A 13,421-nucleotide genomic window follows, 5' to 3' on the forward strand; every position below is an offset into this window, starting at 1 on the left:
CGCGCATTTCCACTCAGGCGCCCGTCCGCGCCAGCCGGTCCAGATAGGCCCGTGCCGTCGCCGCATCCTCGGCGATCTGCGCCTTCAGCGCCTCAAGCCCGTCGAAGCGCCGCTCGTCACGCAGCAGCGTATGCAGCGCGACCGAGAGCGTCTGGCCGTACAGATCCCCCTCGAAATCCAGCAGGTGGACTTCTAGCCGGCTTTCCTGCCCGTCATTGATGGTCGGGCGACGGCCGATATTGGCCACCCCCGGCCAGGCCTGCCCATTCGGCAGCCGTACCGTCACGGCATAGACGCCGCGCGCCGGCTCCAGATGCCGGCCCAGCGGCACGTTGGCCGTGGGAAAGCCCAGCAGGCGGCCGCGCTTGTCGCCATGCTGCACCACACCCCGGATCGCCCAGGGCCGCCCCAGTTCCTCGGCCGCGCGCTCGGGATAGCCATCCTGCAACAGCCGGCGAATGCGCGTCGAGGAATAGGGCCCCCCCGCATCGGCCAATGCCGGCACCGTGGTCATCCCGATCCCCAGTTCCTCGGCCCGCTCGGCCAGGAACGCGGCATTGCCGCCCCGGCGATGGCCGAAGGCGAAATCGGTGCCGCAGGCCAGGTGACGCAGACCGAACCCCTCATGCAGCACATCGGTCACGAACCGCTCGGCGGTCATGGCACTAAAGGCGGCATCGAAAGGAATCTGAAAGACATGCCGAACACCCAGCGCCGAGAGGGCAGCCAGCCGCTCCTCGGCCAGGGTCAGGCGAAAGGGCGGGTCCTGCGGGCGGAACACTTCCCTCGGGTGGGGTTCGAACGTCACCACCGCCGACCCCAGATCGGGCCGCGCGGTATGCAGCGTATGCAGCAGATGAGCATGGCCCAGATGCACGCCGTCGAAATTGCCCAGCGCCGCCGCCATGCCCCGCGCCTCGTCGGGGATATGCCGCCAGCCGGTATGCAGATGCGCCCTCATGGCGCGCCAGGCAGGGCGAACAGCCGCGCCACCTCGTCCAGCGTGGCGGCCACCGGATGCCCCTCGCCGGGGCGGGTGCCGTCCTCCGGCCGGGCAAGCTGGCAGGTCCGCAGCCCTGCCGCCGCCGCCGCATCCAGTTCGGCCACGATATCGGAGAGAAACAGCGTGCGCCCCGCCACCCAGCCGGCCTCGGCGAGAATGGCGCGATAACTGTCCGCCTCGCGCTTGCCGCCGATCCGCAGATCGTAAAATCCGTCGAAGAGGCCGCGCACGTCGCCCTCGGTCGTATGGCCATAGATCAGCCGCTGCGCCGCCTCGGAGCCCGAGGAATAGACCGCCAGCCGCAGCCCGCCTTCATGCCAGCGCCGCAAAGCCGGCAGCACGTCGGGATACAGCGCCGCCTGCAAGGCGCCGGTGCGGTAGCCTTCCGCCCATGCCAGTCCCTGCAACGCCTTCAGCGGCCCGATCTTCTCGTCCCGGTCCATCCAGGCATTCAACTGCACCAGCGGCGCCACACCGGGCGCCAGCCGGGCGATGTCGGCCACGGCATCCCGCACGGCCGGCTCGTCACCGCGCGTCGCCAGCAGATCAGGCAGCGCCTTGCGGGCATAGGGAAAGAGAACCTGATGCACGAAGGCGACCGGAATCGTCGTGCCTTCGATATCCAGCAGAACGGAGTCGAGTCCCCCGTCCGCGTGCGTCGCCGCTTCGGCCACCGTCATCCGCTCCTCAGGCTGCTGGAAAGCGCAGGGCGATATCGTCACCCGTATATTGGGCGATCCAGCCGGTCTTGTCGGTAAAGACCCGCAACGCCACCACATCGGGCTCCATCCCGGCATCGAACCAGTGCGGAATGCCCGCGGGTACCGAGATCAGGTCGCCCGCGACGCAATGCACGTCATAGACGCTGCCACCGACATGCAGCACGAAATTGCCCCAGCCATGGACGAAGAACCGGACTTCATCCTCGCTATGGATATGTTCCGAAAGGAATTTCGCGCGCAGTTCGGCCAGGTTCGGCGTCTGGGTCGTAATCCGCACCACATCGGCCGATCCCGCCCCGGTCTCGCCCATCAGTTCGTCCAGATAGGGACGATAGGCGTCCAGCACGGCGTCAGGCGACGCATCGGCCGGCGGCACCACCGGGCTGTCCCAGCGTTCGAACCGCACGCCAATCCCCCGCAGGGTCTCGGCAATTTCCGGCGCGCTCTCGGTGCGCAGCACGATGCGGCCCGGCTCGTCATCGCGATAGACGGTGAGGCGACTCATCGGCGGAGCTTCCTCTTTTCCAACTCGCAGGCCAGCAGGAATTCCAGCCCCTCCAGCCGCGCCAGCGCCACGTCCATGGTGGTGCCCCACACATAAACGCCATGGCCGCGAATGATGTAGCCCGCCTTCATCCGCCCCAGGTCGGGCGCCACGACGGTGCACAGCCGGGCAATGTCCTGGTCATTGTCGAACACCGGCACGCGCACGCTGGCGTCGTGGGTGGTCTGCCCCTCGAACACCTTCTGGACCTCGTAGTCCGCCAGGGTCAGGGCGCCATCGGTCGTCGCCATCGACAGCACGGTCGAGGCGACGGAATGGCCATGCAGCACCGCCCCGATGGCCGGGTCATGCGCGTAAAGCTGGCAATGCAGCAGGGTCTCGGCGCTGGGCCGGTCGCCCGGATGCACGGCCCTGCCATCCATCCCGACCTCGATCACGCCATCCTGCGTCAGGCAGCCCTTGTGCCCGCCCGACCGCGTGATCGCGATCCGCCCGTCCGGCAGGCGGCGGCTGATATTGCCGGCCGTGGCCGGCACCCAGCCGAACCGGTCCATCCGCCGGCCGGCGGCGATGACATCCTGCACCGCGCCCGCCCACAGATCGGTCGTCGTCATCTGGTCCATATCGGAAAATGATCCTGAATCGTTCGCCCGGCCGCAGGCTCAGGGGGTCGAGGAACCGGACGGACGGCCGGATGCCGAGAAGCTGGCATCGCGCTGCCCACCAGCCGCCGGCCCCGGCGGCGCAATGTGGCCCCCCGGCCCCGTATTGCTGTTTTCCATGCTCTCGTCGTCGGCCATGTTCTTCTTGAACGATTTCACGCCGCGCGCGACATCGCCCATCAGCGTGCTGATCTTGCCGCCGCCGCCAAACAGAACCAGCACGACGGCCAGAACGATCAGCCAGTGCCAGATGCTCAAGCTACCCATAACACACACCCTCGTTTCCGCGCCGTGGCGCCGTCGGCTTCCGGACCGACACCGATCCGCCCGGACAATCCCGACATCACATGAATCTCGATATGACATGGAACCGGGAAGCCCGCCATGCAAGCGCCCGGTCCCGCACCCGGTCAAGCGTCCGGCGACGGACGATCCGGCAGGTCGCGCGAGATGAACCCATATGTGGGATAGACGCTTTTACCCAGGCTGTGAACCGGCTGCCACCACACCCGCACCGCAGACCAGTCATTGGCCCGCGAGACATCGACCACCGGAATGCCATGATCGATGCGCCCCGGCACCCAGTTCGCCTGATCGACCAGGATCGCGCGCGACCCGCGCACCTGCCGCACGACCGACACATGCCCGTCCGGCAGCCGGTGGGTGGAGCGGAACACCAGCACCTCGCCCGGCGCGGGCACCCGCGTGTGCGCATACGCCCCTTCCGACTGCCGCCACCAGCCGGCGGCGGCACCGCTCAACCGCAGCCCGGTCACCGAACGGGCATAAGGCGCGCACTGCACGGGCCCGTTCCAGCCATGGCCGCTTCCACCGCCGCACGCCGCCAGCGGCAACAGGCCGCACAGCACCAGCCCGCGCACGATCTTCCTCCCGACCGTCACGCCGATTTCATCCGGATGATCCGGTCCTCGGCTTCCTCGGGGTCCATATCCAGCGCCGCCTCGGCCGTCGCGCGGCCGAAACCGGCCCGTGCCATGGCATCCAGCACCTTCCGGCGGCGCACCGCCCCTTCCTCACCCGGACGATCGTCCTCGCCCCCCTCCTGAATGGGAGCAAATGGCCCGGCACGACGCCGACGCGCAAAGATCAGGGCTGCCGCCAGTTCCACGTTCTGCCCATCCTGCCCGCACTCGCCCAGCGTTTCATCCAGCACGGCACCAACCGTTTCCGCCTCGACCCCCCGCGCGGCCAGATGCGCCTGCACCGCCCGGCGCGACCGGCCGGAGCGCGTCAGCGAGCGGGCGCGCGACCCGGCAAAGGCCGCGTCATCCACCGCGCCCAGCGCGACCATATCGGCCACCACCTGTTCGATCACCGCACCCAGCGGTGCGGTCCGGGTTTCCACGTCTTCCGACAGTTCGCCGCCCTCGACGGCCCGCCGGGCCCAGCGCTGCACGCGGCGCTCCAGCACCTGCGTCAAGCCGGCACGGGTGGTACCGAAACGGGCCAGATGCGCCAGCGCGGTCGCACGCAGCAATGCGCGGTCCGGCACCGGCCCGGCCGCCCGGCGCCCGCCCGTTGTCGTTCCACGTGCGGCCTGATCACTCATGCACGCCAGCATGCCATAAAATGTCGGGAATCACGACAGTTACGTCGCACAATGGGGCATCCCACACCCACGCGGCCAACATGGATCGGCGACACAACCCGCCAGAGCCTCAGGTCGGACGGCCGAATGCCTTCAGGTGCAACTGCTCGCCCCTGGCGCGGCCGCCTTCCACCATCGGGTCCAGCGCCATCACCCGCTGCCAGGCCCGCTCGGCCGCCTGCCAGTCACCGCGCTGCTCCTCGATCGCCGACAGCAGCCGCCACGCCACCGCATCCTGCCCATCGCGCTGGAGCGCCACGCCCAGGTCGGCAATCGCCCCGGTCAGGTCACGCGCCGCCAGCCGCGCCTGCGCCCGGTCGCGCCACAGGATCGGAACATCCGGTTGCAGCACCAGCGCATCGTCCAGATCCTCGACCGCGCTCAGCGCCTTGTCTTCAGCCAGATGGGCCATGGCACCGCGTTGCAGCAGGCGCGTGGTGGGAGAGAGCGCATGCCGCCGCGCCTGTTCCAGCCGCGCTTCCAGATCCGCCGCCGCCGCCCGCGAAGACGCACGCGCCAGTTGGGCCGTCAGAACAGACAGGTCCGGAGTCGCAGCCGGGTCGGGATGGGTCGCCTGCCCCGCCCCGGCGGAAGGGGCGGGCACCGGGACGGCACGCCCGGCAGGCGCATCGGCCCACGCGGGCACGGCGCAGCCCAGCCACAGCCATGCCGCCGTCAGCGCACGTACGCGCGAAAACCCGCGCCAGCCACCCGAAATCCGGGAGCGGGCGCGGGTTTTCGCGTCACCCAAAAAGAACGGAACGGCCAAGGCCGCCCGCAACATTCAGCCCTGACGGGCCTTCATGCGGGGGTTCTTCTTGTTGATGACATAGACCTTGCCATGACGACGGACCACACGGCAGTCCTTGTCACGAACCTTGGCCGACTTCAGGCTGTTTCTGATCTTCATGACCCGACCCTCACTGGCGGCGGTAAACCGCGAAGACGGGCCGAATACCGGTCGAGCGCCCCCGAGTCAACCATCCACCCCCGTTTTCGGCCTCCGGGCGGCATTTTCAGCCCCCGACCGAGGCATCGAGCACCGGCGGGCGAACATGCGGGGCCAGCAGGCGGAAATCCCCCGCGCGCGGCGAGCGCGCACGCCAGCCCAGCCCGATGGTCCGCCACGCCTGGCACCCCGTCACCGGCCGCACCGCCACCGGATGGTCGCGCAGGATGCCCGACTCCACCGCCAGTTGCGGCAGCAGCGCGATCCCCAGCCCATCCGCCACCATCTCGACCAGCGTATAGAGCGAGGTCACGACGAATTCCTCCTCGCCCTCGGTGCTGGTCCATCCCCGGTCCTGCCGGCATAGCGCCAGGGTCTGGTCGCGCAGGCAATGGCCGTCTTCCAGCAGCACCATCCGCTCGCCGGCAATGCGCTCCACCGGAATCGACTCCAGTGCCGTCAGCGGATGATTGGCCGGCAGCACCAGCATGAATTCATCCCGCCACAAGGGCAGCATCTCCGCCCCCTCGCATGGGCAAGGCATGGCCAGCAGCACCAGGTCCAGCCGGCCCAGGGCCAGCTTGTCCAGCACATTGCCGGTCAGGTCCTCGTTCACCGACAGGCGGATCTGCGGAAAATGCCGGCGCAGCCGCGCCACCAGCCCCGGCAGCACGAAGGGCCCGATGGTCGGAATCACTCCCAGCCGCAGCAGCCCCGTCATCGGCGCGCGCGAGGCATCGGCCACGTCCTGCACAGCCTGCAACGCCTCCAGCGCGAATCGCGCCCGCGCCGCCACTTCGTCGCCGATGGGGGTAAAGACCACGCGCTTGCCCACATTGCGGTCCAGAAGTTGAATGTCCAACTGCCGTTCCAGCGCCAGGATGCCGGCCGAGAGCGTCGATTGCGTCACCGCGCAGGCCTGGGCGGCACGGCCGAAATGCCGCATCTCCGCCAGCGTGATCAGGTAGCGCAGTTGCTGGGCGGAAGGCAGCGGCGTCATCGACTGGTTCGATCATCCCGATATAAATTATTCATTGGCATGATATCGCCTTCGGAGCCATAGATACAACCCATGCCGTGACCGCCTGCTGCGGCCACGGTCACGACCACCTAATGCAAGGGAGCAAAACCGATGCTGACAGTCGGCGATAAATTTCCGGAATTCGATCTCACGTCCGTCCCCGGCGGCCCGGAAGGCCTGAAGGGCGACTTCGTGCAGATTTCGGACAAGACCGATGCAGGCAAGTGGAAGCTGGTCTTCTTCTGGCCGAAGGACTTCACCTTCGTCTGCCCGACCGAAATCGTCGCCTTCGGCAAGCTGGCCGGCGAGTTCAAGGACCGTGACACCGTGGTCTACGGCGTCTCGATCGACAGCGAGTTCGTGCACCTGAACTGGCGCCTGCATCACGAAGACCTCAAGGGCCTTCAGATCCCGATGCTGGCCGACATCAAGCGCGAGCTGTCGTCCGCCCTGGGTGTCCTGTCGCCGACGGCCGGCGTCGCCTACCGCGCGACCTTCCTGGTCGACCCGGAAGGCGTCATCCGCCACGTCAGCGTCAACGACCTGTCGGTCGGCCGCAACCCGCAGGAAATCCTGCGTATCCTGGACGCGCTGCAGAGCGACGAGCTGTGCCCGTGCAACTGGAAGCAGGGCGAAGCCTTCCTGAAGCCCTGATCCCTCCCGGTCAGGACGGTCCGGCCACCAGGCCGAACCACGCCGCCCGTCCGGGTCCCGGACGGGCGGCGCGCGGGCCCGGCCCGCGACGGGGCCCGGTCGCTACCCGGCGACGCCCCGATGACGATGACGGGAACCGCCCGTCCCCCATGTCTTTCCATCCGCCGGAGCCCTCCCGCGACCGTCCGCCCGGCCGGCCGCATGCCTCCGCCCAGCAGGTCACGCCGCCATGTCGATCGAATCGCTCAAGGACCGCCTTCCCGATTACGCGAAGGATCTGAAGCTCAATCTCGGCTCCCTGGCCAACGACATCACCCTGACGCCGCAGCAGCTGGCCGGAACCTTCGTGGCCTCCGCCCTCGCCGCGCGCAACGAGGATGTCACGCGCGCCATCGTGGCCGAATACAAATCGGTCCTCTCGCCCGAAGCCCTGGAAGCCGCCAAGGCCGCCGCCGCGATCATGGGCATGAACAACATCTATTACCGCTTCGTGCATATGGTCGAAGGCGACTACGCCAAGATGCCCGCACGGCTGCGGATGAACGTCATCGGCCGCCCCGGCGTCGAGAAGCTGGATTTCGAACTCTGGTCGCTCGCCGTCTCGGCCATCAATGGCTGCGGCATGTGCGTCGAAAGCCACGAGCGGGTGGTGCGCGAGGGCGGCCTGTCCGCCGAACAGGTCCAGACGGCCGTCCGCATCGCCGCCACGGTCCACGGAGTCGCCGTCACGCTCGATGGCACCAAGGCCCTGGGCGAACCCGGCGCGAACTGACTTTTCCCGGCCCGGCGCCCCACCGCGCCGGGCCGGTTTTTCGCCGACCGTCATTTTTTTCCGTGTGGCCTGTTGCCAGAATCGCCGGGCTTTGTTAATTCGCCCTCCACACACGGACGTGGGGCGCAAACCCCAAGCCGATGCGGGTGTAGCTCAGTTGGTTAGAGCGCCGGCCTGTCACGCCGGAGGTCGCGGGTTCGAGCCCCGTCACTCGCGCCACCCTTTCCCAAAATCATCATCAGCCTGCCCTTCGGTGCCGGTCTCCCGACGCCGGCAGGCAAGCCGCGCCCTACGGGGCGCTGTAGGTCACGCGATAGATCGCCCCGGCCAGATCATCGCTCACCAGCACGCTGCCGTCCGCCAGGGGCTGCACGTCCGCCGGGCGCCCCCAGGGCGTCTCATCGGCCTGGAACCCGTCCAGCAGCGGCGTATAGGACGCCACCCCGCCACTGGGGCCAAAACGCACCGCCATGACCCGATAGCCCGCCAGCCGGCTGCGGTTCCACGACCCATGTTCCGCGATCAGCGCCGCCCCCCGATAGGATTCGGGAAACATGCCGCCATTGTAGAATCGCATCCCCAGCGCCGCGACATGCGCCCCCAGCTTCAGCACCGGCGGGGTGAAGTCACGGCAATTCTGCCCGCGCCCGAAAACCGGGTCCAGAATATCGCCCTGATGGCACACGGGATAACCAAAGGACTGGCCGGGACGGTCCAGCCGGTTCAGCTCGTCGCTGGGAATATCGTCCCCCAGCAGATCGCGCCCGTTATCGGTAAACCATAGCGCCCCCGTGCCCGGCTGCCAGTCGAACCCCACGCTGTTGCGCAGGCCCCAGGCAATATCCTCGCGGCCGGACCCATCCGGGTTCATCCGCATCATCTTGCCGAAATGATGGCCCACATCGCAGATATTGCACGGTGCGCCCACCGGCACATACAGCTTGCCGTCCGGCCCGAAGGCGATGAACTTCCAGCCATGGTCGCCCATCCGCCACGGCAGGTCCGTCACCGCGACCTCGGGCTTCGGCGGGTCGTCCAGATGGTCCTCGATCCCACGCAGCACCACGATGTCGCGCACGTCGGAAATATACAGGTCACCACTCCGGAACGCGACGCCCACCGGCATGGTCAGCCCGCGCGCCACGATCCGAACCCGCGCCGCCCGTTCAGGCCCGCCCGTCACCGCATAGACCACGCCCCCGGTCATCGAGCCGACAAACAGCGTGCCCCGCGCCCCCACCGCCATTTCCCGCGCCGAAGGAACCTGGTCGGTATAGACCGAGACATGAAACCCCGCCGGCAGGCGCAGCCGCTCGACCGGCGGCGCGGCATGCCCGACGGCTGGCGCCACCAGCGCCAGCACGGCCCCCAGGCAGGCGATCAGTCCGTATCGCGTCATCACGCTTCTCCTTCGCCGGTCAGATTCTGGTCGCGCGGGCCAGTTTCAGCGCCAGGGCCTCGGCCCCCTGCCGCACATCGTCCCACGTCACGTCGAACGCCCGCGCCTCCCCATAATACGGGTCGGCCACGCCCTGCCCCTCACGCCCCACCACATGATCCAGCAGCAGCGAAAGCTCCGTCGTCGAATCAACAGGCCTGCGACTGCGCAAGATCTTCAGATGGCCCGGATCGAGGGCCACGATATGGGTAAAGGTCCGGAAATCCTCCGCGCTGACCATCCGCGCGCGATAGTCGCCAATATCGAGACCATGCCGACGCGCCACCGCCTGCGCCCGGCGATCGGGCGCCTCGCCCCGATGCCAGTCGCCGGTCCCGGCCGAATCGACCAGGCCCTCCAGCCCATGGCGTTCGGCCGCGACCCGAAACGCGGCCTCGGCCAGCGGCGAACGGCAGATATTGCCCGTGCAGACAAACAGAACGGCGGGACGCAGGGACATCGCGCGGCTTCCATCATCGGCGGACGCACCGGAGCGCCCTGCCCGTCATGATGAACAGGGATACACCGGCCTGTCGAGCCGCCAGCCCGATTTTCAGGCAGCCGCCTCATAATCCAGGCCGATATCCAGCGCCCGCACGGTATGGGTCAGCCACCCGACCGAGAGGATATCCACCCCCGTCGCCGCAATATCCGGCGCGCTATCGGGCGTGATCCCGCCCGAGGCCTCGGTCACGGCGCGCCCGTTCACCATCGCCACCGCCTCGCGCAACTGGTCCGGCGTCATGTTGTCCAGCAGGAACGCATCCGCCCCACCCGCGCGCAACGCCTGGGCCAACTGGTCGAGCGTGTCCACTTCCAGCTCGATACTGACCAGATGCCCCGCCCGCGCCCGCGCCGCCGCCAGCGCATGCGCCACATCCCCGCCGGCCAGGGCAATGTGATTGTCCTTGATCAGGATCGCATCATCCAGGCGGAAGCGATGATTCGCCCCCCCACCGGCCCGCACGGCATATTTCTGGATCGCCCGCATCCCCGGCAGCGTCTTGCGCGTGCAGCACACGCGCGCCTTCGTCCCCGCAACGGCCCGGACGATCCCGGCGGTCGCCGTCGCAATCCCGCACAGATGCGACAGAAAATTCAGCGCCACCCGCTCGCCACCCAGAATGGCCGGCGCCGGCCCGGTCACACGCGCGATCCGGTCGCCCGGCGCAACCGCGCCGCCATCCGGCCGCTCGATCTCGAAGCGCACCGAAGGGTCCATCAGCGTAAAGGCCAGCCGCGCCATCGCCAGCCCCGCCACCACGCCCGGCTGGCGCGCCACCAGGGAAGTGCGCAGCATCTGGCCGGGCAGCGCCAGCGCATCGGTGGTCAGGTCACCGCCGCAGCCGAGATCCTCCAGCAATCCCGCACGCACCAGCGGTTCCAGCATCAGGTCGGGCAAAGGGGTCATGGCACGGTCAATCCATCGGCAGGAGTGGAAACAAGCTCGCCGGACGACAGGTCGGCCAGCATGGTCAGGGCCCGCGCCAGCGTCAGGCGCGAATGCACGGCGGTGGCGGCGGTACGCGGATAATCGGTGCGATAATGGCCGCCCCGGCTCTCCCGCCGCTCCAGTGCCGCCAGACACAGCATCGCACCGACCAGCGCACGATCATCGGTGGCCACATGCGGCGTCAGCGCCCGCGCGGCCCGCGTCAACCCGGCGCCATCGCGCAGAATGCCGGCGGCACGGCCAAGGCAGGCATGCATATCCGCCAGCCTCACCCCGTCCCCTTCATCCGGCACCGGTTCACCGACCTGCCCTGGCGCGGGCAAGGACGAGGCATCGAGATCCCGCGCCACGAACCCCGCGCAGACAAAGGCTTCCAGCAGCGAATTGCTGGCCAGCCGGTTGGCGCCATGCAGCCCGGTCGACGCCGCCTCGCCGCACGCCCATAGCCCGGGCACCGTGCTGCGCCCGTTCAGGTCGGTCTCGATCCCGCCCATATGATAATGCACCGCCGGCCGCACCGGCAGAGGCTGGCGGTCAGGGTCCAGCCCCCGCGCCGCGCAGGCTCGCGCAATACCCGGAAAATGCCGCGCGAACGCCCCATGCGTTGCCGCCCGCGCATCCAGCAGCACCTGATGCCCGGCCGTCAGATGGGCCTGAATCGCCCGCGCCACCACATCGCGCGGCGCAAGCTCGTCGGTAAAACGCGCGCCGGTCTCGTCCACCAGGACCGCCCCGGCCCCCCGCACCGCCTCGCTGACCAGCGCCCGCGGTGCCCCCGCCGGCCCATCGGCCAGCGCGGTCGGATGAAACTGGACGAATTCCATATCCCGCAGCACCGCGCCGGCCCGCGCGGCGCAGGCCAGTCCCAGCCCCTGCCCGCCCACCGGACTGGTCGTCGCGGGAAACAGCGTCCCCACTCCGCCAGTGGCAATGACACAGGCACCGGTCGGCAGGGCCAGGGTCACCCCACCCCGCACGATCTCCGCACCGGCCACCCGCCCGTCACGCAGGATCAGCCGCCGCAGGCGCGCGCCCTCCATCACCGTGATACGCGGCGTAGCCCGCACCCGCGCCACCAGCGCCCGCATGATCTCGGCCCCCGTCCCATCGCCAAGGGCATGGGCAATGCGGGCACGGGAATGCGCGGCTTCCAGATGCAGGTCGGGTTTCCCGTCGGCCCCCAGATCGAACACCACGCCCAGCGACCGCAGCCCCGCCAAGGCATCCGGGCCGGCCCCAACAATGGCCGTGACCGCCTCCGGCACGCACAACCCGGCTCCAGCCGCCAGCGTATCGGCCACATGCAGTGCCGCCGAATCATCCGCCCCGATCGCCGCCGCGATCCCGCCCTGCGCCAGCGCACTGGCGGCATCCCGCCCCAGCGGCGCCGGCGACAGCAGCACGCAGGGCCGGTCCATCAGCAGCGCGGTCGCCAGACCGGCCAGCCCGCCCCCGGCAATGACCGGCTGCCCGGCCAGGGCGGCGAAACCGGTCACGCCGCCAGCATCCGTTCAACCGCGCGACGCCCGCCCGCCACCAGATGCTCAGGAATCGTCACCTCGTGGCTCATGGTCTCCAGCGCATGGCGGATGGACCGCAACGTAATGCGCTTCATGTGCGGGCAGAGATTGCACGGCCGGACGAATTCCACCTCGGGGTGCGTCGCGGCCAGATTGTCGCTCATGGAACATTCCGTCACCAGCAGCACCTTGCGATGCGCACCGCTGGAGACGAAATCCGACATCGCCGCCGTCGAGCCGGAAAAATCGGCCTCAGCCACCACGGCGGGCGGGCATTCCGGATGCGCCAGCACCGCCACGTCGGGATTGTCGGCACGCCATTCGCGGATTTCCTGCGGCGTGAAACGCTCATGCACCTCGCAATGGCCGCGCCAGGTGATGATCTCCACGCCGGTCTCGCGCTGCACGTTCTGGGCCAGGAACTCGTCCGGGATCATGATCACACGCGGCACGCCCAGGCTTTCCACGATCCGCCGCGCGTTGGCCGAGGTGCAGCAGATATCGCTCTCCGCCTTCACCTCCGCCGTGCTGTTTACATAGGTCACGACCGGCACGCCGGGATGGGCGCGGCGCAGGGCGCGCACGTCCTCGGCGGTGATCGAATCGGCCAGCGAGCACCCGGCCTCCAGCGACGGCATCAGCACCGTGCGGTCGGGGTTCATCAGCTTGGCGGTCTCGGCCATGAAATGCACGCCGGCCATCACGATCACCTCGGCATCCAGCCCCTGCGCATCGCGGGCCAGGGCCAGACTGTCGCCCCGGATGTCGGCAATGCAGTGGAAGATCTCGGGCGTCTGGTAATTATGGGCCAGGATCACCGCATTGCGCCGACGCTTCAGCTCCAGGATGGCCGCGATGTCGTCAGCGAACAGATCCCATTCGAGGCGCGGGACGACACGGGCGACACGATCATAGAGCGCGTCGAGCCCAGACGGAGCGATAAGGGTTTCGGACATCACGGTCTCCTCCGACCTTTATACTCATGTTGAGCATAATAGTGCTACATAGCGTCGCACTCGTGCTGTTCAACCCGCCCGTAGGCCACGTCAAGCCACGCCGGCACGCAGCCTGCCCCGCATCACGAAAAAAACGGCACAGTTCCAGTTTATTGGC

The 13,421-nt window shown here is 68.5% G+C and carries 17 protein-coding genes and 1 tRNA gene; 3 read left to right on the plus strand and 15 right to left on the minus strand.

Annotation, left to right across the window (positions count from 1 at the left end; genetic code table 11):
* Window positions 1-13 precede the first annotated feature (13 nt).
* The 10 genes from ACMAUO_RS16470 to ACMAUO_RS16515 all read right to left on the minus strand — a co-directional run bounded on the left by ACMAUO_RS16470 (window position 14) and on the right by ACMAUO_RS16515 (window position 6,450).
* The gene (locus ACMAUO_RS16470) at window positions 14-961 is read right to left on the minus strand and encodes a bifunctional riboflavin kinase/FAD synthetase (protein ID WP_420358011.1); all 948 of its coding nucleotides are present in this window, start codon (window positions 959-961) and stop codon (window positions 14-16) included.
* Window positions 958-1,683, minus strand: a complete 726-nt coding sequence (mtnC, locus tag ACMAUO_RS16475) for an acireductone synthase (RefSeq protein ID WP_420358012.1) — start codon at window positions 1,681-1,683, stop codon at window positions 958-960. The genes ACMAUO_RS16470 and mtnC overlap by 4 nt, the downstream gene beginning before the upstream one ends.
* 7 nt (window positions 1,684-1,690) lie before the next feature.
* Window positions 1,691-2,230 carry a 1,2-dihydroxy-3-keto-5-methylthiopentene dioxygenase gene (locus ACMAUO_RS16480; RefSeq protein ID WP_420358013.1) on the minus strand — a complete coding sequence of 180 codons (540 nt, stop codon included), beginning with the start codon at window positions 2,228-2,230 and terminating at the stop codon, window positions 1,691-1,693.
* On the minus strand, window positions 2,227-2,853 hold the full coding sequence (locus tag ACMAUO_RS16485) for a methylthioribulose 1-phosphate dehydratase (protein ID WP_420358014.1): 627 nt from the start codon (window positions 2,851-2,853) through the stop codon (window positions 2,227-2,229). Before ACMAUO_RS16485 ends, ACMAUO_RS16480 begins: the two co-directional genes overlap by 4 nt.
* Before the next feature lie 39 nt (window positions 2,854-2,892).
* Entirely contained in the window at window positions 2,893-3,159 is a 267-nt protein-coding gene (locus tag ACMAUO_RS16490; RefSeq protein WP_420358015.1) for a twin-arginine translocase TatA/TatE family subunit, read from the minus strand.
* 143 nt (window positions 3,160-3,302) lie between these two features.
* Window positions 3,303-3,794 (minus strand): CHAP domain-containing protein, encoded by a 492-nt coding sequence (locus ACMAUO_RS16495; protein WP_420358016.1) that lies wholly within the window; start codon window positions 3,792-3,794, stop codon window positions 3,303-3,305.
* Window positions 3,791-4,462, minus strand: coding sequence for a regulatory protein RecX (locus tag ACMAUO_RS16500; RefSeq protein WP_420358017.1), 672 nt, complete (start codon window positions 4,460-4,462; stop codon window positions 3,791-3,793). Before ACMAUO_RS16500 ends, ACMAUO_RS16495 begins: the two co-directional genes overlap by 4 nt.
* A gap of 109 nt (window positions 4,463-4,571) precedes the next feature.
* A complete protein-coding gene (locus ACMAUO_RS16505; protein ID WP_420358018.1) occupies window positions 4,572-5,252 on the minus strand; it encodes a tetratricopeptide repeat protein in 681 nt (226 codons plus the stop codon).
* Between the two features lie 33 nt (window positions 5,253-5,285).
* The gene (gene ykgO, locus ACMAUO_RS16510) at window positions 5,286-5,411 is read right to left on the minus strand and encodes a type B 50S ribosomal protein L36 (RefSeq protein WP_012223099.1); all 126 of its coding nucleotides are present in this window, start codon (window positions 5,409-5,411) and stop codon (window positions 5,286-5,288) included.
* A gap of 106 nt (window positions 5,412-5,517) precedes the next feature.
* A complete protein-coding gene (locus ACMAUO_RS16515; RefSeq protein ID WP_420358019.1) occupies window positions 5,518-6,450 on the minus strand; it encodes a hydrogen peroxide-inducible genes activator in 933 nt (310 codons plus the stop codon).
* Window positions 6,451-6,582: 132 nt separating this feature from the next.
* On the opposite strand from ACMAUO_RS16515, the gene ACMAUO_RS16520 reads away from it, so the two are divergent.
* From ACMAUO_RS16520 to ACMAUO_RS16530, 3 genes are all read left to right on the plus strand, one after another.
* Window positions 6,583-7,125, plus strand: a complete 543-nt coding sequence (locus ACMAUO_RS16520) for a peroxiredoxin (RefSeq protein ID WP_420358020.1) — start codon at window positions 6,583-6,585, stop codon at window positions 7,123-7,125.
* Between the two features lie 229 nt (window positions 7,126-7,354).
* On the plus strand, window positions 7,355-7,897 hold the full coding sequence (gene ahpD / locus ACMAUO_RS16525; RefSeq protein WP_420358021.1) for an alkylhydroperoxidase, AhpD family: 543 nt from the start codon (window positions 7,355-7,357) through the stop codon (window positions 7,895-7,897).
* 142 nt (window positions 7,898-8,039) lie between these two features.
* Window positions 8,040-8,116, plus strand: a tRNA-Asp gene (locus ACMAUO_RS16530).
* Window positions 8,117-8,186: 70 nt separating this feature from the next.
* On the opposite strand, the gene ACMAUO_RS16535 is transcribed toward ACMAUO_RS16530, so the two are convergent.
* From ACMAUO_RS16535 to nadA, 5 genes are all read right to left on the minus strand, one after another.
* Window positions 8,187-9,296 (minus strand): PQQ-dependent sugar dehydrogenase, encoded by a 1,110-nt coding sequence (locus tag ACMAUO_RS16535; RefSeq protein WP_420358022.1) that lies wholly within the window; start codon window positions 9,294-9,296, stop codon window positions 8,187-8,189.
* Between the two features lie 19 nt (window positions 9,297-9,315).
* Window positions 9,316-9,795 (minus strand): low molecular weight protein-tyrosine-phosphatase, encoded by a 480-nt coding sequence (locus ACMAUO_RS16540; RefSeq protein WP_420358023.1) that lies wholly within the window; start codon window positions 9,793-9,795, stop codon window positions 9,316-9,318.
* 93 nt (window positions 9,796-9,888) lie between these two features.
* A complete protein-coding gene (gene nadC / locus ACMAUO_RS16545; protein WP_420358024.1) occupies window positions 9,889-10,746 on the minus strand; it encodes a carboxylating nicotinate-nucleotide diphosphorylase in 858 nt (285 codons plus the stop codon).
* On the minus strand, window positions 10,743-12,284 hold the full coding sequence (locus tag ACMAUO_RS16550; RefSeq protein WP_420358025.1) for an L-aspartate oxidase: 1,542 nt from the start codon (window positions 12,282-12,284) through the stop codon (window positions 10,743-10,745). Before ACMAUO_RS16550 ends, nadC begins: the two co-directional genes overlap by 4 nt.
* Window positions 12,281-13,264 carry a quinolinate synthase NadA gene (gene nadA / locus ACMAUO_RS16555; RefSeq protein ID WP_420358026.1) on the minus strand — a complete coding sequence of 328 codons (984 nt, stop codon included), beginning with the start codon at window positions 13,262-13,264 and terminating at the stop codon, window positions 12,281-12,283. The genes ACMAUO_RS16550 and nadA overlap by 4 nt, the downstream gene beginning before the upstream one ends.
* Window positions 13,265-13,421: the final 157 nt, after the last annotated feature.

The organism is Gluconacetobacter brunescens, from assembly GCF_048695475.1.
Classification (GTDB): domain Bacteria; phylum Pseudomonadota; class Alphaproteobacteria; order Acetobacterales; family Acetobacteraceae; genus Gluconacetobacter.

Excerpts from the sequence above, each read along its gene's own strand:
- ACMAUO_RS16470 (WP_420358011.1), bottom strand. The coding sequence starts at position 961 with ATGAGGGCGCATCTGCATACCGGCTGGCGGCATATCCCCGACGAGGCG.
- mtnC (WP_420358012.1), bottom strand. The coding sequence starts at position 1,683 with ATGACGGTGGCCGAAGCGGCGACGCACGCGGACGGGGGACTCGACTCC.
- ACMAUO_RS16480 (WP_420358013.1), bottom strand. The coding sequence starts at position 2,230 with ATGAGTCGCCTCACCGTCTATCGCGATGACGAGCCGGGCCGCATCGTG.
- ACMAUO_RS16485 (WP_420358014.1), bottom strand. The coding sequence starts at position 2,853 with ATGGACCAGATGACGACGACCGATCTGTGGGCGGGCGCGGTGCAGGAT.
- ACMAUO_RS16490 (WP_420358015.1), bottom strand. The coding sequence starts at position 3,159 with ATGGGTAGCTTGAGCATCTGGCACTGGCTGATCGTTCTGGCCGTCGTG.
- ACMAUO_RS16500 (WP_420358017.1), bottom strand. The coding sequence starts at position 4,462 with ATGAGTGATCAGGCCGCACGTGGAACGACAACGGGCGGGCGCCGGGCG.
- ykgO (WP_012223099.1), bottom strand. The coding sequence starts at position 5,411 with ATGAAGATCAGAAACAGCCTGAAGTCGGCCAAGGTTCGTGACAAGGAC.
- ACMAUO_RS16515 (WP_420358019.1), bottom strand. The coding sequence starts at position 6,450 with ATGACGCCGCTGCCTTCCGCCCAGCAACTGCGCTACCTGATCACGCTG.
- ACMAUO_RS16520 (WP_420358020.1), top strand. The coding sequence starts at position 6,583 with ATGCTGACAGTCGGCGATAAATTTCCGGAATTCGATCTCACGTCCGTC.
- ahpD (WP_420358021.1), top strand. The coding sequence starts at position 7,355 with ATGTCGATCGAATCGCTCAAGGACCGCCTTCCCGATTACGCGAAGGAT.
- ACMAUO_RS16535 (WP_420358022.1), bottom strand. The coding sequence starts at position 9,296 with ATGACGCGATACGGACTGATCGCCTGCCTGGGGGCCGTGCTGGCGCTG.
- ACMAUO_RS16540 (WP_420358023.1), bottom strand. The coding sequence starts at position 9,795 with ATGTCCCTGCGTCCCGCCGTTCTGTTTGTCTGCACGGGCAATATCTGC.
- nadC (WP_420358024.1), bottom strand. The coding sequence starts at position 10,746 with ATGACCCCTTTGCCCGACCTGATGCTGGAACCGCTGGTGCGTGCGGGA.
- nadA (WP_420358026.1), bottom strand. The coding sequence starts at position 13,264 with ATGTCCGAAACCCTTATCGCTCCGTCTGGGCTCGACGCGCTCTATGAT.